Annotated in this window: 19 protein-coding genes and 1 tRNA gene; 4 read left to right on the top strand and 16 right to left on the bottom strand. The window is 45.3% G+C overall.

What is annotated here, in order from left to right; all coding sequences use genetic code 11:
• Nucleotides 1-12: 12 nt before the first annotated feature.
• The 5 genes from QT998_RS08570 to QT998_RS08590 form a co-directional block, all read right to left on the bottom strand.
• Nucleotides 13-192, bottom strand: a complete 180-nt coding sequence (locus tag QT998_RS08570) for a hypothetical protein (protein ID WP_333113810.1) — start codon at nt 190-192, stop codon at nt 13-15.
• Nucleotides 189-539 carry a methyl-accepting chemotaxis protein gene (locus QT998_RS08575; RefSeq protein WP_333113973.1) on the bottom strand — a complete coding sequence of 117 codons (351 nt, stop codon included), beginning with the start codon at nt 537-539 and terminating at the stop codon, nt 189-191. The genes QT998_RS08570 and QT998_RS08575 overlap by 4 nt, the downstream gene beginning before the upstream one ends.
• Nucleotides 540-618: 79 nt before the next feature.
• Complete coding sequence (locus tag QT998_RS08580; RefSeq protein WP_333090121.1) at nt 619-2,079, bottom strand: methyl-accepting chemotaxis protein; 1,461 nt, start codon at nt 2,077-2,079, stop codon at nt 619-621.
• Nucleotides 2,080-2,524: 445 nt separating this feature from the next.
• Nucleotides 2,525-3,643, bottom strand: coding sequence for a chemotaxis protein CheW (locus QT998_RS08585; RefSeq protein WP_333090120.1), 1,119 nt, complete (start codon nt 3,641-3,643; stop codon nt 2,525-2,527).
• A 326-nt stretch (nt 3,644-3,969) separates the two neighbouring features.
• Nucleotides 3,970-5,622, bottom strand: coding sequence for a CheR family methyltransferase (locus QT998_RS08590; RefSeq protein WP_333113811.1), 1,653 nt, complete (start codon nt 5,620-5,622; stop codon nt 3,970-3,972).
• 35 nt (nt 5,623-5,657) lie between these two features.
• Here QT998_RS08590 and QT998_RS08595 point away from each other — a divergent pair, with 35 nt between their 5' ends.
• Nucleotides 5,658-5,837, top strand: a complete 180-nt coding sequence (locus tag QT998_RS08595) for a hypothetical protein (RefSeq protein WP_333113812.1) — start codon at nt 5,658-5,660, stop codon at nt 5,835-5,837.
• 147 nt (nt 5,838-5,984) lie between these two features.
• On the opposite strand, the gene QT998_RS08600 is transcribed toward QT998_RS08595, so the two are convergent.
• From QT998_RS08600 to QT998_RS08615, 4 genes are all read right to left on the bottom strand, one after another.
• Nucleotides 5,985-7,763: a R3H domain-containing nucleic acid-binding protein gene (locus tag QT998_RS08600; RefSeq protein ID WP_333090117.1), complete on the bottom strand. Its 1,779-nt coding sequence runs from the start codon at nt 7,761-7,763 to the stop codon at nt 5,985-5,987.
• Nucleotides 7,764-8,120: 357 nt separating this feature from the next.
• On the bottom strand, nt 8,121-9,269 hold the full coding sequence (ldpA, locus tag QT998_RS08605) for a circadian clock protein LdpA (RefSeq protein WP_333090116.1): 1,149 nt from the start codon (nt 9,267-9,269) through the stop codon (nt 8,121-8,123).
• A 427-nt stretch (nt 9,270-9,696) separates the two neighbouring features.
• The gene (locus tag QT998_RS08610) at nt 9,697-11,019 is read right to left on the bottom strand and encodes a four-carbon acid sugar kinase family protein (RefSeq protein WP_333113814.1); all 1,323 of its coding nucleotides are present in this window, start codon (nt 11,017-11,019) and stop codon (nt 9,697-9,699) included.
• Between the two features lie 546 nt (nt 11,020-11,565).
• A complete protein-coding gene (locus QT998_RS08615) occupies nt 11,566-12,213 on the bottom strand; it encodes a hypothetical protein (RefSeq protein WP_194009295.1) in 648 nt (215 codons plus the stop codon).
• Nucleotides 12,214-12,309: 96 nt separating this feature from the next.
• On the opposite strand from QT998_RS08615, the gene QT998_RS08620 reads away from it, so the two are divergent.
• On the top strand, nt 12,310-13,482 hold the full coding sequence (locus QT998_RS08620) for an IscS subfamily cysteine desulfurase (RefSeq protein ID WP_333113817.1): 1,173 nt from the start codon (nt 12,310-12,312) through the stop codon (nt 13,480-13,482).
• Nucleotides 13,483-13,608: 126 nt separating this feature from the next.
• Here the strand turns inward: QT998_RS08620 and QT998_RS08625 are convergent, their stop codons facing one another.
• A complete protein-coding gene (locus QT998_RS08625; protein ID WP_333113819.1) occupies nt 13,609-14,613 on the bottom strand; it encodes a glycosyltransferase family 2 protein in 1,005 nt (334 codons plus the stop codon).
• A 52-nt stretch (nt 14,614-14,665) separates the two neighbouring features.
• Nucleotides 14,666-15,394, bottom strand: a complete 729-nt coding sequence (locus QT998_RS08630) for a C40 family peptidase (RefSeq protein ID WP_333113822.1) — start codon at nt 15,392-15,394, stop codon at nt 14,666-14,668.
• 95 nt (nt 15,395-15,489) lie between these two features.
• Here QT998_RS08630 and QT998_RS08635 point away from each other — a divergent pair, with 95 nt between their 5' ends.
• The gene (locus tag QT998_RS08635) at nt 15,490-16,428 is read left to right on the top strand and encodes a serine hydrolase (RefSeq protein WP_333090108.1); all 939 of its coding nucleotides are present in this window, start codon (nt 15,490-15,492) and stop codon (nt 16,426-16,428) included.
• 112 nt (nt 16,429-16,540) lie between these two features.
• Here the strand turns inward: QT998_RS08635 and QT998_RS08640 are convergent.
• The 4 genes from QT998_RS08640 to alr all read right to left on the bottom strand — a co-directional run bounded on the left by QT998_RS08640 (nt 16,541) and on the right by alr (nt 20,362).
• Nucleotides 16,541-16,629: transfer RNA gene (locus QT998_RS08640), tRNA-Ser, on the bottom strand.
• Nucleotides 16,630-16,913: 284 nt separating this feature from the next.
• Nucleotides 16,914-18,038: a patatin-like phospholipase family protein gene (locus tag QT998_RS08645; protein WP_194066565.1), complete on the bottom strand. Its 1,125-nt coding sequence runs from the start codon at nt 18,036-18,038 to the stop codon at nt 16,914-16,916.
• Nucleotides 18,039-18,079: 41 nt separating this feature from the next.
• The gene (locus tag QT998_RS08650; RefSeq protein ID WP_333090104.1) at nt 18,080-18,925 is read right to left on the bottom strand and encodes a mechanosensitive ion channel family protein; all 846 of its coding nucleotides are present in this window, start codon (nt 18,923-18,925) and stop codon (nt 18,080-18,082) included.
• A 234-nt stretch (nt 18,926-19,159) separates the two neighbouring features.
• Entirely contained in the window at nt 19,160-20,362 is a 1,203-nt protein-coding gene (gene alr / locus QT998_RS08655) for an alanine racemase (protein ID WP_333113824.1), read from the bottom strand.
• Between the two features lie 268 nt (nt 20,363-20,630).
• On the opposite strand from alr, the gene QT998_RS08660 reads away from it, so the two are divergent.
• The gene (locus QT998_RS08660; RefSeq protein WP_333113826.1) at nt 20,631-22,253 is read left to right on the top strand and encodes a peptidoglycan-binding protein; all 1,623 of its coding nucleotides are present in this window, start codon (nt 20,631-20,633) and stop codon (nt 22,251-22,253) included.
• 126 nt (nt 22,254-22,379) lie between these two features.
• On the opposite strand, the gene QT998_RS08665 is transcribed toward QT998_RS08660, so the two are convergent.
• Nucleotides 22,380-23,450, bottom strand: a complete 1,071-nt coding sequence (locus tag QT998_RS08665; protein ID WP_333113828.1) for an S-layer homology domain-containing protein — start codon at nt 23,448-23,450, stop codon at nt 22,380-22,382.
• Nucleotides 23,451-23,520: the final 70 nt, after the last annotated feature.

A 23,520-nucleotide genomic window follows, 5' to 3' on the forward strand; every position in this document is an offset into this window, starting at 1 on the left:
TTGAAAAGCGGCTTAGTTGAGAGAATTCATGGCATCACCTACTTGCTGAATAGCGATCGCCTGCTGTTTAATATTAAAAGAAATTTGTTGATTGCTAGTAAACACCAGATTGCAAGCTTCCCGAAGCCCCGTAAAAGCTTCTGCCATATCTCGTGCTGTTTTCACCCCTGCTATATCAAATTCTCTCTTCATCGGAATAGTAAATTCGCTGTTGACTGTTGACTGTTGACTGTTAACTGTTGATTATTAACATCATGTATGAGTGCAACCGGAATTAATATTACTGCCGTTTTGGCTCCCTCTTCTGTTGCTTTCATAGTCGAGTAGATCGCACATTTAATCTCTGGAATAATACCATTAATCTTTTGTGCCACTTCTTGGCTTTCCTCTGCTAACTTGCGAATTTCCCTTGCTACCAACGCCAAACCTTGCTCGTACTCACCGGCTCTGACTGCTTTCACGGTGGCGTTGAGAGCCAGGATATTCCTATGGCTGGCTAAATCGCTAACCAAACTTGCTAAAGTCGAGATATTGCCAATCTGACTTGTACTGTCATCAGGAGGAAAAGGGGCTTACAGTTGCATCTTTTTGTGAAGCTATCAGAACTAATTGCTATTCTTAAACAACTGCTTTTAGATCTAAAGCAGCTTCATTCAATTTTTGAGTACCGACTTTAGTTTGAGTGATACCGGAAGCCGTTTGTGCTGCTGCTTGGTTGAGTGAGTTCATAGCTTCCACCACTTGCTCGATCGCGATTGCTTGCTGTTTGGCGTTCAGCGAAATTTGCTGAGAGGTCAAAACCACATTGTTAATTGCATCAGCCACTCCAGCAAAGGCTGCTGCGGTTTCTGAGGCAATATTTACACCAAATTCTACAGTTTTAGTTCCTTCATCTGTTACCATTACTGTTGAGTTAATCGCCTTTTGAATATCAGCAACTAAGAGATTAATTTGCGTAGCAGATTTTTTACTGCGATCGGCTAGTTTGCGAATTTCTGACGCGACAACGCCAAATCCCTTGCCGTGTTCGCCCGCCCGCACTGCCTCCACGGCAGCATTAAGCGCTAACATATTAGTCTGATTTGCCAAATCGCTAACGACAGTTGAGATATTGCCAATGCGATCGGTTTGCTCGCTCAACTGCATAATTTGCCCTTGCATATCCTGAACTTTTGTTTTCAGGGTTGCCATTGCTTCTAAAGTTTGTTCGACAGCTTTTGTACCTGTTCCAGCTAAATTTAAAGCTTGTATTGCTTGAGATGCGGCAGTTTCTATCTGCTGTGAAGTCGCGCGAGAAGATGCACCCAATTCGTCCATTGTCGTAGTAGTTTGATTGACTGAAGCTGCTTGCTGGCTTGCCATGCGTTCCTGTTCTTCAACTGTTGCTGCAATCTCAGTGGAAGAAGTGGCGATCGAACTAATTGCGCGATCGATAGTTCCGACAATTCCTGACGAAATCAGCCAAGCTATGCCCGCACCAAACAGCATTAAAAGCACCGAAGCAACCAGCAGCGTCGATACCAATAAGTGTAAAGCTTCCTTTGTTATCTGCGTTTTTTCCTTAATTATATTTAATTCGGCTTCCCGAAATACCCGGTTCACTTCCACAAATTCATTCACAAAATTTGTGTACTTGCCTGTATTAAATAGAGCGATCGCTTTCTCTTTTTGATTTTGCTGCAATAAGCGAACAATTTCGTTAGAACCATCATAATATTCGTTTACTAGCTCTCGCATCCTATACAAACGGGTTTTCTGGGAGGGATCTTTAACGATCTGCTCTACATTATTTGCCGACTGGCGAGCTAATTGTGCACCCACTTGAAAATCCTTTAAAAACTGCTGATTTTTATTAATTATATACCCGCGCATCCCCCGTACCATTTGCTCCGCACCTGCGGATATTTTACTGGTTTCTCCGATTACTTGCTCTACTCTTTCTGTTTCTTGGAAAGTGTTAAACACCTGATTGGTAGTAGCGATAACTATTACGGGAAACCCTAAGTATATAGTTGCTGGCACTAGATATCCGAGCAATATCTTGTTTCTAATGTTTAAATTGTTAATTTTAGCAAACATCTTTTTTCCTGAATTTAAGATAGGATTTCTGTTGGTAATATTGTGACGCTGCGCTTGTCGTTAGGAATACCGCCTTAACAACAGAAATCAGCCGGCAACTTCTGGGAGCGATGCCGTGCAGTGACACTAACAAATAATATCATAGCAAATTCCGTTTTATTGCTATAGCGGTTCTTAATTTTTGTGAGACATGAGGGCGAGTAATTACATGGCTTACACCCAAAGGTCAATCAACCGGGTTTTTAACCGAGATTGAGGTTTTTTCGGAAGTATTTGGGTGATAAAATTAGCTCTATGGCAACCTATATATAATTCCTAAATTACCAGTTACGAAAAATCCCAGTGTATGGCGCTTTTGTTGAGAAATGCGATATCTTTTCTTGAATTTCCAGTGCGCGGAGTTCCTTGGTGTCGGCGCAATTCCGATGGCTGATAAAATCTTTTTTCAAACCTCCTCGTCAACAATAATTCCCCCTTGTTTCAGGAGTTTATGTAAGTTGAGAACAGCGATAAGTTTTTCTTTGTAGATAGTTGTACCGAGCAGATATTCGCGGTTTTCCGAAGTTAGTGCAGCAGGAATAGTCGCAAGCTCTGCCACATTCAAATATATAATATTTAAGATTTCATCAACAACTATACCTGCAACCAAATCTTCAATTTCAACAACGATCGCCTTAGATAGAGATTTTGTATCCGCCGACATATTTAAAACATTCCGAATATCCACTAGCGTCAGAATCTCGCCCCGCAAATTCATATTTCCAATAATGCGATCGGGAGTGCAAGGAACCGGAGTTACTTGGCGAATGTCAGTAAATTCACGCACTACCTCTAGATTAATACCAAAATATTCGTCGTTTAAGAGAACCACCGCCAGCGACAGATTAATTGCTTCAGAATTTTTGCGATCGCCCAAGAGCCTCAAATTATCAGCTCGCTCTCGAAAAATTGCCTTTTCTTCCGGCAGAGCATTCGGACAAAAAACGCGAGGCTGGCTCAAAAAATTAGCATTTTCTGCTAACAATTTTGGATCTATTTCTAACTGCAAATTTTGACCCTCTACCTTGCCGGCTAACGCCCCAGAGCCTGCAATGCTTGCAGAAAAAGGAATTTCTGCCTCTGTTTTGTCGGGAGAATATCGAATTAGGCGATCGAGATTTAGCAGCATGATCATATCGGCTTCACAGCGGGCAAATCCAGCTACAAAATGATGCGACGCCTCTGAGTTGTCTCGCCCGTAAGATAGCTGCGGAGTTATTGCATCTTCCGGGATCTGCTTAACTTCGGTAACTTCATTAACAATGATGGCAACTCGAACTTCTTGCCATTCTATAACGATCGCACTATCTGTCAAACAATACTCGTGCCACAGATACCCAAAACGAAGATTTAGATCCATCACCGGCAGAATAGAGCCCCTGAGATCGATCGCCCCAACAATATCTGGAGGCGCTTCCGCGATGGGTTTCAGCTCCGGTAGAAAGAAAATTTCCCGAACGCAGGCGACTTCTACACCCCAGAGCAAACCGTTCTGTTTAAATATAAGATACGGCTTAGTTTCCATATTGATTGTGACACTTTATTGACTGGGACTTGGGAAAAAGACATGGTTTTTGCGATCGTATTTGGCTTGGTAGCGAGCAAAGTGTGTCAACTTAATATCAAATGTAGTATCGATCTACTGTTTTACGATTAGGCCTCAGATCCCCCCTAGCCCCCCTTAAAAAGGGGGGAACCGGAAGATATCAAAGTCCCCGGACTATCCGGGGGATGCGAGGCTTGGATACACACCAGAGAGAGCAAAGATTTCAGACTTAAGTTTACACCAATGGGTAGCGAGGTACTTACCAAAAAAATTAGTTTGTAAATTCTCCCTGCCCGTCAGTTTTGTTAGCTGTACAATTTTACCAATTTTTTTTGAACATCCATCAATACTTGACTCGCTGTCATTTTTTCCTGCTGCTCTATCGGAGTATTGGGCGGTAGTTTTTTGAGAATTTCGCAGGATGAGTTGTACATTTTAATAGCTATATTTAGCTTACCTTCTTGAAGGTATATATTTCCGAGTTCGAGATAAGCTGAAACAAAAGATGGGCACAGATAAATTATTTTTCTCAAGATAATTTTAGCTGTTTCCAAATCGCCCTGTTCTTCAGCAATGTGCGCTTGTAAACAATAAGGAAATACTGACATAGAATCTACTTTGCTAGCTCGCTTGCAGTGATCGATCGCCTGAGAATAATTACCTAAATTTGCATAAATTTGCGCCAACAAGTAATCAGCATCAAAGGTCTGACATTGTAGAGATAACGCTTTTTTTGCCCGGTCAATTGCCTCAGTATAATTTTTATTTTTAAAGCATTGCTTAGCTTCTTTGATTAGCATTAAATAAGTTTGTTGTGGCGTTTTTTTGGTTAAATTAGAGTTTAATAATGCCCCATCCTTGCCCGCACAATGTTCCTCCACATAGCGACTTGGCAGTATTTTTTGCAATGGAGTATCTGCTGTTAACAACGACCCGATCTCCGCAAAATTGCCGTTAGCCAAACTAGCTGGCACCGTTTTTGCTGGTAGCAACTGACGGCTGTCGCTACCAACTTTCGCTCCCTTTCCCGATTCCCCAGAGGCTGATTTTACCTGGGATGCTGGTGTAATCAAAGACTCTATTTTACCTGGTTCATCCCCTAGGACATTCTTGGCTTGATAAACAACCGACTCCGGGAAAATTTTTGGTTGAAACTCCTTCATTACGTGATTGTAAACTTCCGCGTGACCGGTCATTAAATATCCTCCAGGTCTCAGCGTCTTGGCAAATTTTTTCAATACCTGGGAAATATATTTATATTCAAAATAAACAAAAACATTTCTGCATAGTATCAAATCAATGTTATTAATATCTGTGTAAATATTAGGAAAATTATCTGTCACTAAATTGAGATTGCTAAAGCTCACAAATTGGCGCAATGTTCTATCTATTACCCACTCGGTTTTTCGTCGGTCGAAATAGCGCGCTTGCAAATTTGGATCGACTAAGCGAAACGACCAAGGGCTGTAAATTCCCTGCTGCGCTTTTTCTATTACTTCTTGATTGATATCAGTACCTAAAACTAAAATATTCCATTTTTCCAAATCAGAAATTAGCTTTTGTAAAATAAAAAGTAAAGAATAAGGTTCTTCACCGGTAGAACAGCCTGCACTCCAGATTCGCAGGGTTGGCTTAATCCCCAATTGATCGTGTAGTTTTAATTGGCGATCGATCAATTCCGGGAAAATGACTTTTTCTAGGAGCGAAAATTGTCCTTTGTCCCGCATGAAATAACTTTCGTTGGTTGTCAGCAGCAGGGCGAGTTTGTCCCATTCGTTTTGACTTTCCAGACTCGCAGCAGCTAACATTTGATAATAATTATCGGGTAAGCCTATTTTTACAGCTTTCATCCGAGTCAAAAGTTTTTGAGTCAAAGCCGATCGATCTTGCGGGCGAATTTGTAAACCGGTGCGAGCCGCAATTAATTGAATAAATAGCTGAATTTGTGCATCGTTCATATCAACTCGGTAAATTTGTTTAGGTATAATTTATTATGATGGGGAATTGGGAATTGGAAATTGGGAATTGGGGATTGGAAATTGGGAATTGGAAATTGGGAATTGGGCCGATCGCACTCACCGCCACAATCCGAACGGAAATAAGATCGTGTCAGGTCGATCGACCGCAAGATTCGAGTTGGGGCGGTGAACTCACCCACAAAAACCATCGTTAATTTAGCAGATTGCGAGAGCGAAAACAGCAGGTAGAAAACAGACAGCAGCACGAAAAAAATTCGGCCGTTTGCTTTCTACCTTCCGCCTTCAATCGGTAAGGTGCGGCCCGCGCACCCTACACAATGCCCGTTCCAAATCCCGACTGTTTAAGCTGGAAAAATCCGCAGGCGGCGGTTGGGTTCTTCCCCAAAACTGTGAGATTTTAGGTGATAGTGTTCCACAAGTTCGTGCTGCATTTTGCGGACGTTGGGAGAACGCGGTAAGAGTTCCACCGGCTGTCCCTTGGGAATCACAATTTGCTCCACAGCCAAGCGGGTTTCTTCGAGAGCTTCGAGCTCGTCAGAAGTACCGCTGCGGGCGAATAAGGCGAGGTCTGCCACTTCCGGGGTGCCGGGGTCGTCCATGTCCAACAAGCGCCGCAAGGCTCTCGCTACGTGGGGAATAGTGCCGGCCTTAATTGTGTGCAGGGGAACTTGGCGAGTTTTGGCCAAGTGCCTTAATTTTGACTGGTTCCGCACGTTCGATCGCAAAGCCAAAACCACGTCAGCACTTTCAATATCCTTCGTCAACTGCACCGGCAAGTTCAGGGTGGAAATCACCTGTTCTAGCTGGTGGCGAGCTATGCCGTAAGGATAAACGTGGAGGGGCAAATCTTCGCCGTTAGGGCCGACGTTCTGCGAATAACGTCCCCGCTGCTGCGGTACTGGTTCCACGGACAGGGATTCTTCGAGGAGTTGCTCGAAATACCGACTCTCAGGAGCCACCGGCGCGCTGTTAGCTGCTGCGAATTTCTCGCCTTGAGGGGGCATCGGCACCATTTTGCCGGCACTGCGCCACCCAGAAATCGGTGTGACAGGTCGGATTGCTGATACCGCAGCGGGGCCTTGGCCGGAAGCTGGCATCCCTGGGAACCGGGCGGGGGGAGAGGCTGACTCGCGCTCGATAATTACTTCTCCGCTGTCGCTGACGCTTCTGATTTGCTGGCTTGGTTCGCGTCCCCGCAGCAGGCTGTCGATCGAATCTGAAACTCGCTCGTGAATTACCCAGCGCTGGCGTTCGAGCATTTCGACCGCAATTTCAAAAGTAGGCGGCGATTTGCGTTCCAAAACTGTCTTTTGAGAACCGCGCCGCCTTGCTTCGTCATCTCCTAGTGTCACCGCTTGGATTCCGCCAATTAAGTCTGCCAGAGTCGGGTTTTTCATCAAGTTTTCGATGCGGTTCCCGTGGGCGGTACCGACCAATTGCACGCCCCTTTCGGCGATCGTCCGAGCGGCCAAAGCTTCTAATTCGGTGCCGATTTCGTCAATCACGATCACTTGCGGCATATGGTTTTCCACTGCTTCGATCATGACTTGGTGCTGGAGTTCGGGACGGGAAACTTGCATTCTGCGAGCTCTGCCGATCGCCGGGTGCGGGATGTCTCCATCTCCGGCGATTTCGTTGGAGGTGTCGATGATTACCACTCGTTTTTCCAAGTCGTCGGCGAGCACGCGGGCGATTTCGCGCAGGGCTGTGGTTTTGCCGACTCCGGGGCGGCCTAGCATCAAAATTGACTGACCGGTTTCCACTAAATCGCGGATAATGCCGATCGTCCCGAACACAGCGCGGCCCACCCTCAATGTCAAGCCGATAATCTCGCCGCTGCGGTTGCGAATGGCGCTAATTCGGTGCAGGGTTTGCTCGATACCGGCTCGATTGTCGCCGCCGAAGCTGCCGACTCGATCGATGCAATAGTTGAGGTCTGCTTTGGAAATCGGTGTTTGGGAAAGATGTTCGGCCGAGGATGGAAAACGAGCTTCTGGTCGGCGGCCCAAGTCCATTACAACCTCAATGAGATTGTTGCGCTGCGGGTGCTGCTCTAAGGGCTGCCGGATCTCGTCTGGCACGATTTCTAATAATCTGTTGAGGTCGTCTGTAATCTGCATTCGCCTCGGTGTGTTCGGTTCAGTGGACAGTGGACTGTTGACTGTTGACTGTTGACTGTTGACTGTTATCAGTTGACTGTTATCAGTTGACTGTTGACTGTTGACTGTTTACGCATCGGTGGCTAGAAACCCGGCTTCGACGAGTTTTGAGTTGGGTAACGAGAAATATACTAAGAAACCGGGTTTTACTCTTGTCGCAAGTGCGATCGTGAAATCGCAAAATACAGTTGTTAGTTATCAGTTGTTTTGATTAACAACTAACAACTAACAACTAACAACTAACAACCAACAACTAACAACTAACAACTAACAACTAACAACTAAGAGAGCGGGCACGGGGCACCTACCAACTAACAACTAACTTTTAATCTGGGAAACTAGAGAACGAGCTAAACTCACGGCCTCCGAGAGAAGTTCTGGGACGGCTTCGAGTTGATTCAACCGAGGTGTTGGAACTTCGGCTGCGCTGTGAGCGGCTGCCACGGGAACGGCATAAGCTCGATCGCTCTGCATTGTGTCTAATTGTTCTAAAATTGGCGACAGCAAAACCCTGGCATAGCTGCCGTAAGCTACACCTGCAATGTATTGGACAGGAGGAACTGACAAATTTTTTCCGCCATCCAAAAGCAGTCCAGAGGCTCTGAGTTTGCTGACAGTGCGATCGTTAGTGCCTCCTGCAAGTTGCACGAATCCCGGCAACTGGGCAGCCAAAACTTTTTGACCGAGTTTGACGGAGGCTCTAGTAGTTCCTATTCCGATATCTCCGCTCATTGGCCTACCGTCGGTTTGCCAAATTAGGGGACAAGGAAGGGGGGAAATTATTTGATACAGTGTCCGCAAATAGTCAATCAAATTGTCTCCATCGGGGCAACTAATTGCTATTAATTTGAGTCGATAGACCCACGGAGCTATGCTCGACCAAAGTCGCGCAAAATCTACTTCTCTGCCTACTTGCGTGTGGATTTCTAGGGCATCCGCACCGGATTGCAAGATTAAAGGTGCGATCGCAGCGGGAGCAGACACGTAAGAACGAGTGTAGATTAATTGGCTCGGACAAATTGGCAGACAGCGACCGCAGCCATAGCATTGCTGGTCTATCACCCCGGAAAAACCCTCAACAGCTTCCTGAAAAACTATTGCGGAGGCCGGACATATTTTTTCGCAAGGCCGCCAGCAGTCCGTCGGACAATCGGCTGGGTTGAATTCGGCCTTGCGAAAATGCGGGTCTTCCCCATCGTTTAAACTCACCATCAGCCAGGGCAACCCTTTGCCCCCAAACCTGCGGTTGGGGGTTTTTGCCTGTAATTCGCTGGCAACTTGTAGGGCTTCTTTTGCTGCTGCGACTGCGGCGGGATCTGCCGCGACATCGATACAGTCAGCGCCTGCTAAGGTGTAAGCCAAGGTGAGATTCCGAACCGCAGGCAGGTGTTGAAAGCTCGCCCCACAGATCAACTTGAACCAGCGGCCACCTTTTAATGAGTTTAGGGGATGATAATGTTCTGTCACCCTTATATGCTAATCCTTTCAGCTAAAAATTACGAGGTGCAAATTTCTACTTAATTTTAAAATTGAGCCTGGTACAAGCTGCAAACGCTACTGATAGCAGTAGCTCTGGTGCTGTTTGCCCTATATGTAGAGTTCCGAGGTAACTGTTTTTGATAAATCTAATTTTTTTGAGAGTGCCTAACGATGACGCGATTTTTAAGTTTGGCGATTGGCTTGACTTACAGACAGACTTTCTACCGTATCATATTTGGGAGGATTTGGCAAGGGAAAGGTAGACTAGAGATTTTTTTTTGAAGTTGCCGTGCAGTGGCAATGGTCATAAAGTTCGATCGAGCTTTGAACCCAATTGACCAACCGCAGATGAACATTCTCCTCCTTGACTAGGAGCTACATTCATCTGCGTTAATCAGCGATTCAACGAGCTATACTACTTGCTCAGCCGCTTGTAAACCGTAGCCAAAGCATGGCTATCCCCCACATTTCCCGGAAACAAAACAACTGGTAAATTGGGAAACAGAGGATGATCTGCATCGGTTTTCACCACCGAACAACCTGCGATAATTTGACCGATTTGCCTGACACTTTTCAGCGACAAACCTGTACTCAAAACATCATTAGAAGTAATGCCGCCCTTGCTAATCAAAAACCCGATATCCGCAGGCAGTCCGCGCACGATATCCATCAATAAAGCAGAAACCGCCTCTCCAAATTTTAACCGGACTTCGGTATTTTCAAATTCGAGTTCCTTGCGGCTGGTATAAATTACAGGCGTTTTACCATCGGCATGAGCAGTGCTAGCTTTTTCGAGAATTTCATCGAGCATTTGGGTGCGATACTCTGGTGAATCTTCTAGCAAGTGAGATACATCTATTTCAATGCTAACTATATTGGGTTCTTTTAACAAGCGTTCCAATTGTTCAGTAGTTTTCTTAACGTGGGAACCAACTATTACTGCACCCGGTTTGCCATCCCTCACATATTTGGCCATTTCGTCGGCTGCTACTGGCTGCGGGCCGAGGTCAGCTAAGGATGTTAAAATACTCGCTGCGCTACGGAATAAAAACTTTTTGCCTTGACTGGCTGCCGCGAGAATGTGTTTGGCAAATGTGTCTAAATCGCCTTGGCTTTCGCCGTCAACAACTGCACATTGGTTGTCTTTCATCTCCATCAGTCGATCTAAACTTCCGTAGCGTATATCTGCGAGTAAAATGCGATCGACTGTATCAGCTTTGATGCGACCTTTGGTTTTTTCTTCTACGTAGTCGGGCAGGTAACTGTGACTGTAGCCGAAGACTGAATCTTTGGCAAATTCGGTTTGGTGTACTGGTATTTCGACGCTGTTAACTATTAGGTAGTGTACGCTGTTGCGGGTAATTCTCCCTCCTTCAAAAAAGGCGGGAATTAGAAAATGAGCGTCGAAGGGGCCGAGTTCTTCGGCGATCGCGTCGGTTTCGATGGGATAGTGACCGCGCAGGGTAGAATCGGAACGGCTAACTATTAGGAAGTCTTCGATTTTTTCGCTGGCGATCGCCCTTTTTAGATTTTGGCACACTTCCCGGGTGACGGAGGCTGCTTTTTCGGGAGTTAGCGATCGAGTATTTGTCAGTATAAAAAAAATCGGGGACTTGTCCCGCAGCCCCAAACGCAGGGTATCTTCGTCCCAACGTGTCAGCAGCAAGCAACTGTGCACGGTTTGCGAACCTGTTGGATCGTCGTCGAGAACTATAATCTTGGGTTGGCTAGAAGACATACTGACCTTGTTGTTAACGTCACCTTTCCAAGATATCCTTACCTGTTACTTAACAGCCAAAAATTTACAATTAGGATATTTCTTAACAATTCTCATTATTCATGAATTTTAAGATGTGTTGAATAATACCGGGCGGTTGAAACCCGGTTGATACTTACCTTACAGCCACTAAAGAGCGGGTTGAAGAAGGGGCGGTTAAAATTTAATAAGGTTGGGTTAACGCTGGTGTCAGAAGAGATTTCTTAGTGTTAGTTTTCGCGAGCGGCGACCATCGCGATCGCCGAGATTATGATAGTTATAAATTAACTGATGTGCGCGGGGAGAAATTAGTTTTTTAACTGAACCGTATTTGGCTAAAATTACGTTATACCAATTTCATAAAGTAGCGCTAGACATTACCCCCCCAACCCCCCCTTACCAAGGGGGGGCTAAGACTTCAGCTAGACCACATCTTTAGAAAAATGGTATTATGCTCTTCATTCCGCTTGGCATGGAATTAGTTTGTGTAGACGCGGTTTCAACCGCCGTCCGATCTTTTCCATTTTTTCAATTAGCAGTGTTTCGATCTTGCAACTTTTTTATTTCTGCTTGAACTTCTGTAGCTAACTGCAAAGCTTCGTTGAGCAATCGCCCTTGTTTGCTGGCTCGATCGCTAATTTGCAAGGCATTCAATGTTCTCAAATTATTGGCAAACAGTTCGGAGTTAGTTGCGACAAATTTTTTGTTTTCTCTGAGAATTCTTTCAGTTTTCAAAGCTCGAACTAAATCCTCTCTGATGGCCTGCAAGGCTTGAATGACTTTGGCTCGATCGCCTATTTTGACTTCCGCATTGCCCGCATCTTCTATCCGATCGTTAATTTCGATCGCTTTGATTATACCATTATAGCGATCGACATCATCAAACAAATTGATTAAATCTTTATTTTGGCTGCTCCAAATTTTCCACGCATCCTCAAAAATCAAACCGCAGATCGCAGCGAGGTGGAGGGCGAACCAAAACAAATAAGCCCTAGGAAATATCGCAACCAGTAACCAACAACTGATTATAACCAAAACAATTAAACCGACGGTTTTTAAAACTTCGCGCGCAAAATTAGTTGCAGTCGCCGGTCTGTATACGCGATCGGGCCCCGCGCCGCACAGGTGCCTGAGCTCACCGACAGTAATTTCTAATCCTTGAATGTCAGCTCGCATAAATCTTCACAAATATTTGTTAAATATAAAGTTTTGTGGTAGAACAAAAGGCTCGTCTACAATAAATCTAACACTTTTTTCAACCAAAACTGCACTATGTCCGCACGTCCTATCTACCTAGACAACCACGCCACAACTCCTGTAGACAAACGGGTACTTGATGCGATGCTGCCGTATTTTACCGAACAATTCGGCAACGCAGCCAGCATCAACCACGTCTACGGCTGGGAAGCAGAAGCAGCGGTTAAAAAATCGCGGCAAATCATAGCAGAAGCAATCAATGCTTCTCCAGAAGAAATTGTTTTTACTAGCGGTGCGACGGAAGCAAATAATTTAGCGATTAAAGGTGTCGCCGAAAGTTATTTCAGCAAAGGAAAGCACATTATTACAGTAAAAACCGAACATAATGCAATTCTTGATCCCTGTACGTATTTGCAAAAATTGGGGTTTGATATTACTGTTTTACCTGTAAAAAGTGACGGATTGATTGATATTGGCGATTTGATCAAAGCGATTCGGGCAGAGACAATTTTAGTTTCAGTGATGACGGCTAATAACGAAATTGGCGTGATTCAACCGATCGCAGAAATTGCTGCAATTTGTCGCGGAAATGACATTCTGTTTCACACGGATGCGGCACAGGCGATCGGCAAAATTCCCCTCGACGTACAGGAAATGAACATCGATTTAATGTCCTTGACAGCCCACAAAATCTACGGCCCAAAAGGTATCGGTGCTCTGTACGTGCGCCGCAACAAACCAAGAGTGCAGCTAGCGCCACAAATGCACGGAGGAGGCCACGAACGGGGAATGCGATCGGGAACTCTTTACCCACCGCAAATAGTTGGGTTTGCCAAAGCAGTAGAATTGGCAATTGCAGAAATGCCGTCGGAAACAGAACGAGTGGTTAATTTGCGGCAGCGTTTGTGGGAAAATTTGAGTGAATTGGGCGATGTTTTTCTCAACGGTCACGCTACGAAAAGATTGCCGGGGAATCTCAATATTAGTGTAGGTGGGGTTGACGGTCAAGCGTTGATGTTGGGTTTGCAACCGGCGGCGGCAGTTTCTTCGGGATCTGCTTGCACTTCTGCGAAAATATCTCCATCTCATGTTTTAGCAGCGATCGGGCGATCGGACAAATTAGCTTATGCTTCAATTCGGTTCGGTATTGGCCGATTCAATACCGCAGCAGAAATAGATGCAGTCGCCGAACACGCGATCGCAACTATTCAATCTCTCCGACAAGCTCAAAAAGTCAATCAATTTTAGATTTTAGATTTTAGATGGGAGAATTGAAGATTAAGAAGTAGTTTTGAGTTTTTAGTTTTAAATGATTTAACTTAAAACTCAAAACTTTTCCTCTTTTTGTCATCGAGTATAATTTGGATCAACCCCTTATTTAGAACCAAACACCTCGCGCACCCGATAAATCGGTTTTCCCTGCGACTCGTGATAAGTCCGCATCATCACTTCCGCCAGCAAACCAAAACAAAATAACTGCACGCCAGTTAACAGTAAAACCACAGCCAAAATCAGCAAAGGACGATTGCCAATACTTTGACCAAAAGCAAATTTTAAGACTGTCAAATAAATCCCTAAAACCGTTCCCAACGTCATAGAACTCAGTCCCAAAAGTCCAAAAACGTGCATCGGTCGAGTCAGGAACTTTTTCATAAAAGAAATAGTTAACAAATCCATCAACACCCGAAAAGTCCGCCAAATTCCGTACTTACTTTGACCGAAACGGCGGGCGTGATGTCGCACCGGCAGTTCTGCAATTCTCGCCCCTTCAATAAATGCCAACGCTGGCAAAAAGCGGTGCAATTCCCCGTAGAGATTCAAGTCTGCTACCAACTCGGATTTATAAGCCTTCAAAGAACAGCCGTAGTCGTGCAGAGTTACGCCTGTAACGCGACCAATTAACCAGTTCGCAATTTTAGAAGGAATCAACCGGCTAATAGTATTGTCTTGCCTATTTTTGCGCCAGCCGCTAACTAAATCGTAGCCTTCATCTAACTTTGCCAACAATAGCGGAATATCAGCAGGGTCATTTTGCAAATCGCCGTCTAGGGTAACAATAGCACGACCGCGAGCGCGATCGAAACCTGCCGACATGGCAGCAGTTTGCCCGTAATTGCGGCGCAAAATTACAGCACAAAGGTCATCGCGAGTGCTGGCTAACTGCTGGAGAAGTTCAGCAGAACCGTCCTTAGAACCGTCATCTACACAAAGAATTTGATAGCTGAGTCCAGATGGTTGGATAGAAGAGGCGATCGCCTCAATCAAATGAGGCAAACTTTCCACCTCATTATACACCGGCACCACCACTGAAACGTCGAGAACAACCTCAGAGCCAGCCTGCTGTGCAGCCAATTTTTCCAAAAATAATGCAGCGTCCATTTTTTTATTCGATAATATTAACAGTCAACCGTCAACAGTCAACCGTCAACAACTAACTAGGTTGATAACTTGCCACAACTTTACCATATCCCCGCAATTGCTGGTAATAAGCTTGACTGACTCGATCGCCATCATCCGACAAAACATCGATACCGATACCATTGCGACCTTGTGCTTGTCCAGAACTGTGAATGTAGCGATTATCTCCGAGATATAATCCTACATGAGTGGCTTTTTCGGGCGTACCAAAAAATACTAAATCCCCCGGTTCTAAAGCACTAATACTAATAGGTTTAGTAAAAGCTTCCTGCTGATAAGCATCCCTCGGCAACCAGATTCCCGCAGCCACGAACGCCGCCTGCATTAAGCCCGAACAATCATAATTTGGCCCGACTGTGCCGCCCCAAAGATAATAATTGGATTGGTTCATAGACTCGCGAGCGAAAGTAATTACAAATGGTAATTTTTCCTGGATTTGGGCCTCAGAAACCACCAGAGGATGATACACTGTTTCTGCCAAATCGAGCAACTCAACATCTCGAATATCCAGCCATCCCGGATAATCATCTTCGCACAGCCGCACCATTACAGCCGTTGTATCCCCCTCAACAACCGAGTCTATGCCATTTCTCCCCTCCTTATGAAGGGGGGGGTCAACTACTCGCAAATGCCGCCCCAGCGCTGCTTGAGTTGCCAATCGATCGCACTTTGGGGAATCGTAAATATTTATGTGCGATCGCACCCGGTACTCCACAACATCAGATAATTGAGAATTGACCATTGCTAATTGCTAATTATTTGCTGTTAATTGTTCGCATCCAACGATTTATGGCAATTAGCAAACCGCCGTTAACCGTTAACCGTCTGCCATAAACCATGACATTTTTCCACAAAGACGAACAATTAGAAACCCTCGGCAGTAGCATTATAGACTCTGCATTGTCAGAATTTACAGGATTGACGGGCGATCGCACAGCCATTACCTGGATAGTCTACGATCCGCCAGTGCGAGTCAACACGGGCGGCGCCCTCAGCGCACCAGAATTTTGGAAATATCAACCGCGAGGTTTTAGCAACCGAGCATCCGAACGAATTTATCCCGCCAGCATCATCAAATTATTCTACCTCGTTGCCATCTGGGAATGGGCCCAAAAAGGCATGATTCAAACATCGCCAGAATTAGAACGCGCCGTCCGAGATATGATAGTTGATTCCAGCAACGACGCCACCGGTTTAGTAGTAGATGCCCTCACCGGCACCACAAGCGGCCCAGAATTATCACCAGGCCCCTTTGAAACTTGGAAACAGCAGCGAAACATCGTCAACCGTTACTTTCAATCATTAAATTGGCCGGAATTACAAAATATTAACGCCAATCAAAAAACCTGGTGTGACGGCCCCTACGGTCGCGAGCGAGCAGTTCTGGGAGAATTAATGGAAAATAGAAATATGCTGACCACAAATGCAGTAGCCCGTTTGCTGCACAGTATAATCGGTGGCGTAGCTGTTTCTGCCAAAGCATCGCAAGAAATGATGGGTTTAATGAAACGCAGTTTAGACCCAGCAGAATTAGAGGCAGATCCCGAAAATCAAGTTACAGGTTTTTTAGGCGGCGGATTGCCAGAAGATGCAAAATTGTGGTCAAAAGCAGGGCTGACAAGTCAAGTTCGTCACGATGCTGCTTATATTGAAATACCGGGTTTGCGGCCGTATTTGTTAGTTGTATTTACCGAGGGTAAAGAGAATAGCAAGAATGAAGAAATTTTGCCATTTATATCGCGGCAATTTGTCGAAGCGATGAAGGTACTTAATTAGATTTAGTAGCTGATTATTGCGACTAGACTTGAATTGCAAAAATAATTTGGACGATGCTCAAAGCCCGTCCAAAAATTTGATTAACAATAATTTTTTTTTACAAGTTCTAGAACGGAGAGGGGGGGATTCGAACCCCCGAAGGGTGATAACACCCTTAACAGATTAGCAATCTGCCGCTTTCGACCACTCAGCCACCTCTCCAAGATGACGGTAACTAACTATAGCACACACATCTTCTTTTTGCCAACCCCTAATTTAAAGATTCCTCAATCCCTTACTCTGTATCGAAGGAAGAAGGGCACAACAGGAATTTTGACACGGATACACAGATGAATTATTCAGCTTGACTCACATATTGAAGTCAGAAGGAAGAAGAAAGAAAAATCAACTATTCCCAATCCCCGATGCCCCATGCCCCATTCCCAATGCCCAATGCCCGATGCCCGATGCCCGATGCCCAATGCCCCATGCCCCATTCCCAATGCCTACTCGCCAAATCCCCTAGCCTTCAAGTGTTTTTCCCAACTAAAGTTGGAACTCAAAAAGAACCTCTTAGTATACAAATAGCCCAAGCGGTACAGATTAGCCTTGCGATCGGCATCAAGTTGAAAATCCGTCGTCGTCACCTGAGCTTCAGTCACATCAATATTAATCACCCTACCTTTATCCATCTCCCGCTGGTGATAGCGGTCTCTTGCTTTCATCATCGTTGTGAACATCGCCGACAGCATTGACACCGGATTTTTAATCTTAATTTGATTTTCCAGGCCAGTATCAACCAACCGAAACCCAAAGGTAAACCAGCGCGGTGCAACCGGAGTCGAACCCGATTGCGTGTCATAAATCCACAGCGGAAAATTGCTCAGAATTCCCCCATCGACAATTAAGTCGTTTCCGAGTTTTCCCGGCTCAAAAAATAGGGGAATGCTCATCGACAGCCGCACCGCTTCAGCCACGCTAAAATCTTCAGCGCTTTTGAGCTGCAACTCCTCGTACAAAGCGTCGGAATCAGCCGATTCCCGTCGGTTCAAATCATCGGGAATCACCAACATCTCACCGCGACTGAGGTTAGATATTACTACTTTTAATTCCCGGTCTTTTACCAGTTGTTTGACATCCGCAAAAGTATGCAAGTGACCTTTAGCAAGTGTTGCTTCCAACCACTGCCGGAAAGGCTGCGAAGAATATTCACCCATCTGGCGGCTAATTGTTAGGAAAAGTAGCGTCCAAGCTGGAGATTGCAGGTCATCTGCGGGGTCGCCGTTTAAAATTAGAGGACTATTTTTTTGAGTTAAAAATATGTTGTAATCTAGCTGTCCCAACAATTCTTCTAAGTCATCGATTGACAAGTCTGTTGCCAATACTGCCGCCGTAATTGCACCGGCAGAAGTGCCTGCCAATTTTCGCCAGCGGATGCCCAAATCGCTGCAGCATCTGAGCGCTCCTAAAAATGCAACTCCACGCACGCCTCCGCCTTCAAAAATTGCGTCGGCATAAATTTGATTGTTTTCGTCGGGAGGCGGAAATTTGCTGAGAATTGTTTGTCTTTCGGTGGCGGACATCCTGACACCGGGTTCTTGCAAAATTTGCTGCGGATACCAGTTGCTCATTTTAGATTTTGGATTGTGGATTTTAGATTTTGGATTGATATCTATTGTTGTTGATTTTTGTTGGCATTCATTGCTTCTTTGACGTATTCTTGAACTTGCGATCGCACTTGTTCGTAGGCCACCGACGCGCACCAAGGCCGGAGAGATAAAATAGTTGTATCTGGAGTAATCTCGGCTACCAAACAAGTCGGGGGCGGATTTTCCAACACCAGCGGGTGAGAGTGGGCAATTTCTAATAACTCAGCCATCGTTGGACGGATCGGCCGATCGCCAATATCAATTTTTAAGTCTACTCGCCTCGTTCCCATTGCCGTGGTATTTTTCAGTGTACCGTTAAATAGCTGGTTGTTAGGGACAATAATTTTTATGCGATCGTCCGTCACAACAGTAGTTGAAAAAATCCCGATGCTATCGACAACTCCCTTCACATCAGTAGCTTCGATTGCATCTCCTACTTCAAAAGGCCGCAAACTAATCAACATTACCCCAGCAGCAAAGTGCGACAAAGTATTTTGCCACGCCAAGCCAATCGCCAAACCCGCCGCACCCACCACCGCCACCACGCTAGTAGTTTGAATTCCCAACTGACTCAAAGCCGCGACTACTCCGACAATCAAAATCGTAATTTCTGCCGCTTGAACCAAGAATTTCCGCAGCGTGGCCTCCGTGCGGCTCAGAGCTCGGCGAGTCACGCGCCCCGCAACGTCGATCGCAAATCGCGTAATTAACAAAATGCCGATCGCCCACAGCACTTGAGGTACAACTTTAAACCCCAATTCTACGAACTTTTTCGAGAATTCTTGGGCGAATTGCATGGCCTGTATTCTTTCTGTATCTAGCTGCGCCGTCAAGGTTTGAGCTATTAGTATAATTGTGCTGGATGTCATGGCAATTGCTAATTGGTAATTGGTAATTGGTAATTGGTAATATCAAATTTGATTACATCGAAATTATACTATATAAAGCCTGCGGTTGAAACCAGGTTTATACAAACAAAACCCGGATGGTGCGCGGGTTGAAGAATAGGCGGTGAAAATTAAGTTTGACATGATTTTATTCAGTCCGCGCAGGCGGACATCGTTTGTGTAAACCTGGTTTCAACCGCCGTCTAATCGTCCTAATTAAGAGTTTACCGCAACGCGGGGCAATCGGTGTTTAAAACCGCAGAGAATTTCCCAAGAAATAGTTCCTAAAATTGCGGCCCAACCGTCTGCAGTAATTTCATTTTCCCCATCTTTGCCCAACAGCGTCACCACTTCGCCGACTTCTAAATCGGGAATTGCCGAGACATCCAGCATTAATTGATCCATCGTCACTGCTCCGATTTGCGGCACAAATTTGCCCCTGACTAAAACCTGAATTTTATTAGAAAGATTGCGCGGAATCCCATCTGCATAGCCGATGCCAACTACGGCAATCTGTGTCTGCTGCGAGGCGATAAATTGATAGCCATAACTGACACCGGTGCCTGCTGCAATTGTTTTCACTTGAGTAATCCGGGCTTTTACCTGCATTGCCGGCTGCAAAGAAGCGATCGACTGCAAGTGAGGAGCTGGATAAATACCGTAGGTAGCCAAACCGACTCGCACTAAATCGTAGTGTAAATCGGGGTTTGCCAGGGCCGCCGCCGAGTTTGCCAAGTGCAGGCGGGGGGGGTTAATTCCTGCTGTTTGAATTTGCTCGATCGCCCGTTTGAACCGATCGTGCTGAACAGTCATAACAGCGGGATCGGGACTGTCGGCTGTCGCCAAGTGAGAGTAAATGCTAGCTAATTTTAAATTGGGCAACCGCTTGACTAATTGCACAAATTCTGTTGCTTCCGACGCGGGCGTACCCAAGCGAGACATTCCCGTATCTAACTTAGCGTGAACGGGCAAAGAGCGATCGAGAGTAGCGAGAACTTCGGAAAAAATTAGGGCTTGTTTGGCAGTACAAATAGTGGGCTGCAAGTGCCATTGGGCGATCGCCCTTACCTGCGCCGCTGTATGAGTTGCCCCCAACAGCAAAATCGGCGCTTCTATCCCAGCTTCTCGCAATTCTATGCCTTCGGGAATCGTCGCCACACCAAGCCAACTAGCACCAGCTTGCAATACTGTTTGACTGACTGCAACAGCACCGTGCCCGTAAGCATCCGCCTTCACAACTGCCATCAATTCAGTTTGGGGAGATAACAGATTTTTAAGCTGTTTTACATTGTGAGTTAAAGCTGCCAAATCAATTTCTACCCAAGCCCGCTGGCAAAGTCCGCCATCACCTTTCCACAGCACCGTCTGGCGGTTTTTTGTTAGCGCCGATTCTGCTGTTTTTTCTTCCTCGCTCAACATTGTCGCTCCTATCTTGCTTACACAATTAAACACTGCTCGGAGATTTTATCCTAGGTTTAATTATCAGGAATTACGCATTAATACCACAGAAACCGGGTTTAAATCGAGATTAAAGGTCTAGATGCAGTATTTTCGCAATACAACCCGGTTTCTCACCACTCGCGCGTCTAGGACTAATTTATAACTGGTTCCCAGGCAGAACCCGATCGCGAGTAGTACCATAAATCATTTAGGATTGCTATAGCATCCAAAATACCTGGTAAAAACTATGGACGGATTAGCTTACCTGCATTTAGCTGAAACTTGGGAAACACCTGCGCCTCAAACTCGATCGCCCAATTCGACAAAACACCTAAATTTAGCCTTTCCTCCTTTACTTTTCTTTACGATCGCTCTGACAATTTTAAATATAGTCAACCCCACCCTGGCCATCAAAAAAGGCGATTCAGGCCCCGAAGTTGCCGAACTCCAGAAAACACTACAAGACGCAGGATATTTTAGCCAGAAACCCACAGGATTTTACGGCTCCATAACCCAAGCTGCTGTGAAAAAGTTCCAAGCAGACAACAACCTGAAAATTGACGGAATTGTCGGCCCTCAAACCTTGTCAGCACTTAACGTTAAACCGGAAAGCACTCTAGCTGACAATCAACCTGCTGACGAAACGCAGTCAAAGTACGATCGGCGTAGCTATCCCCAAGAAAATCAATATTCCCCATCGCCTAGCACCACAGAAAACACCAACCAACTCGAAGATACAGCTAAAAGCCAGCCGAAAAAACCTTTTTTTCAAGAACCATTTTTACCACCATTTAAAACAGAAACTCCCGCGCCACAATCCGAAGCAGAAACACCTGAATTTCAACCCGAAAAGCAGGTAAAACATCCAGAAAAGATTACCCGCAACATGACATTGAAAAAAACTATTTACGGCAAAATATCGCCGAAATCAATAGTTTATTCAGGATCGGGATTGTTTTTTGCTCAAAACATGATGTACAGCCACACAATCACAGTTTACGACAGGAACTTTAAATTAGTCAAGACTATTCCCGATACAATAAACTTGTCCAAGTTCGGATTTGCTAAATTCAAAGGTAATTATCGAGGTGCTCCCGTAGAAGCTGCTTTTTCAACAGACGGTAAATATGCCTACGTATCCAACTACCAAATGTACGGTACGGGGTTCGACAATCCGGGGAGTGATAGATGTACTCCATCGGCCAAACACGACCAAAGTTTCCTCTACCGCATCAATACCAAAACGTTAAAAATAGAAAACGTAATTCCTGTGGGTGCTGTTCCCAAATTCAATGCTGTTTCACCAGACAATCGCTTCGCCCTCGCCAGCAATTGGTGCAGTTGGGATTTGAGCGTAGTTGATATAAATAAAAATCTCGAAATCGAGCGGGTAAAACTAGGTGCATATCCTCGGGGAATTGCGGTAAGTCCTGACTCAAAGAATGCCTATATAGCCGTCATGGGTTCTTCGGATATTGCGAAAGTAAATTTGATAAATTTTTCGGTAGAATGGCTGAGAAATATTGGCAATGCGCCGCGTCATCTGACAATAGATCCCAAGGGAAATTATCTTTATGCCACGTTAAACGGTGAAGGAAATGTGGCAAAGATTGACCTAAAAACGGGTGAAGTGGCTCAAAAAGTGAGGACTGGAAATGCACCTCGCAGCATGGCGATTTCGGATGACGGTCAACTGATTTACGTGGTTAACTATTTCTCGAATACTGTTAGCAAAGTTAGAACGAGCGACATGAAAGTTTTGCAAACAGTAAATGTTAATTCAAGTCCGATCGGAATTACTTACGATCCGGAAACTCATCAGGTTTGGGTAGCTTGCTATTCGGGCAGCATTATGGTGTTTCAAGATTAATTTAGCTGGTTCGCAGTCAGGAATTAAATCCTCAGAAAATGCTGGAGAAAAAACTAAATTTCTTACTGCAAACTAGCTAGATTAAATCTTATTCTGGAGCGCCGAGCCGGAGCTGTCCCAAAAATATTATTTGGACGACTTGACCTGCTCGATCACATACTTAGAAGGTTTAGCAGGTACTTTACCTTTTTTTGCCATAGATTGGTAAATCATGGCTGCTACTTCCGCGCGAGTTGCTGTTTTGTTGGGCTGCAAAAGTGTGGGCTTGGGGTGGTTGACAACAATGCCAGCTTTTGTTGCTGCTGCTACTTTGTCAACTGCCCATTTCGGCACTTTTTGTCTGTCTGTATAAACTTGTAAAATCTTGGTGGGATTCCCTTCTTTTTTCAGGTTTAAACCGCTAGCTAATGCTACTATGACTTCGACACGGGGAACGTCTTTTGTGGGACGGAACTCATTGTTTGGATATCCTTTAAGAAATCCTTTTTGAACGCTGCCATCGATCGCGCTAGCGGCAGGGTTCTTGTCTTTCACGTCTTCAAAATTAATCGGTTTTCGGGTCTCTTTTTTGTCGGACATTCGCTCAATTAAGCGGGCTAGTTCGGCTCGCGTCATTGGTTCATCGGGACGAAACTTGTTGTCTGTGAAATCAGTAAAGATTTTGCGATCGACCAAAGCGACAATAAATGGACGCGCCCAATATTTGTCAGGCATATCGGAGAATTTAACCGGCCCGACTGTTGGTTTAGGGGCTTTCGGTTTGGTAATGATTGCAGGGGGAGTCTCGCGCGCAATTGGCGTTTGGGGAACCACGATCGCCCCCTGGGGAGGAATTGCCGGTAAAATCGGCCCTAAAGGCGCAACAGGCGCAATCGGTACAATCGGTACAATCGGTACAATCGGCGCAATCGGTGCGGCATTAGGTTGCGAGGGAATCAGCTTTGTAGCGGGCGCAGGCGCGGGCGATCGCACATCCGAACTCGGCAGGGGTGTTAAGATTGTCGAGTTTCCGGGTGTGACAGCAGGCGCTGAAAAAACGGCTGGAAATTGCCAATTTCTCATGCCGAATTGATTGGGATTCTTGCTGGTGGCCCAAAAGAAAATTGTTCCCATCGTGCCGAAAGCAACCAAGATGGCAATCAATTCGTCGAATCCTAGAGGGTTTCTTTCCCCTGATGGGGGTTGTGAAGAAGACATATTGTCACCACATATCAATGTAGCAATTAAATCACATATTTTTTGGGTCTGGTAAATACACAAATCGATC

The sequence above is a fragment of the Microcoleus sp. S1D4 genome (assembly GCF_036700765.1).
Lineage (GTDB): Bacteria > Cyanobacteriota > Cyanobacteriia > Cyanobacteriales > Microcoleaceae > Microcoleus.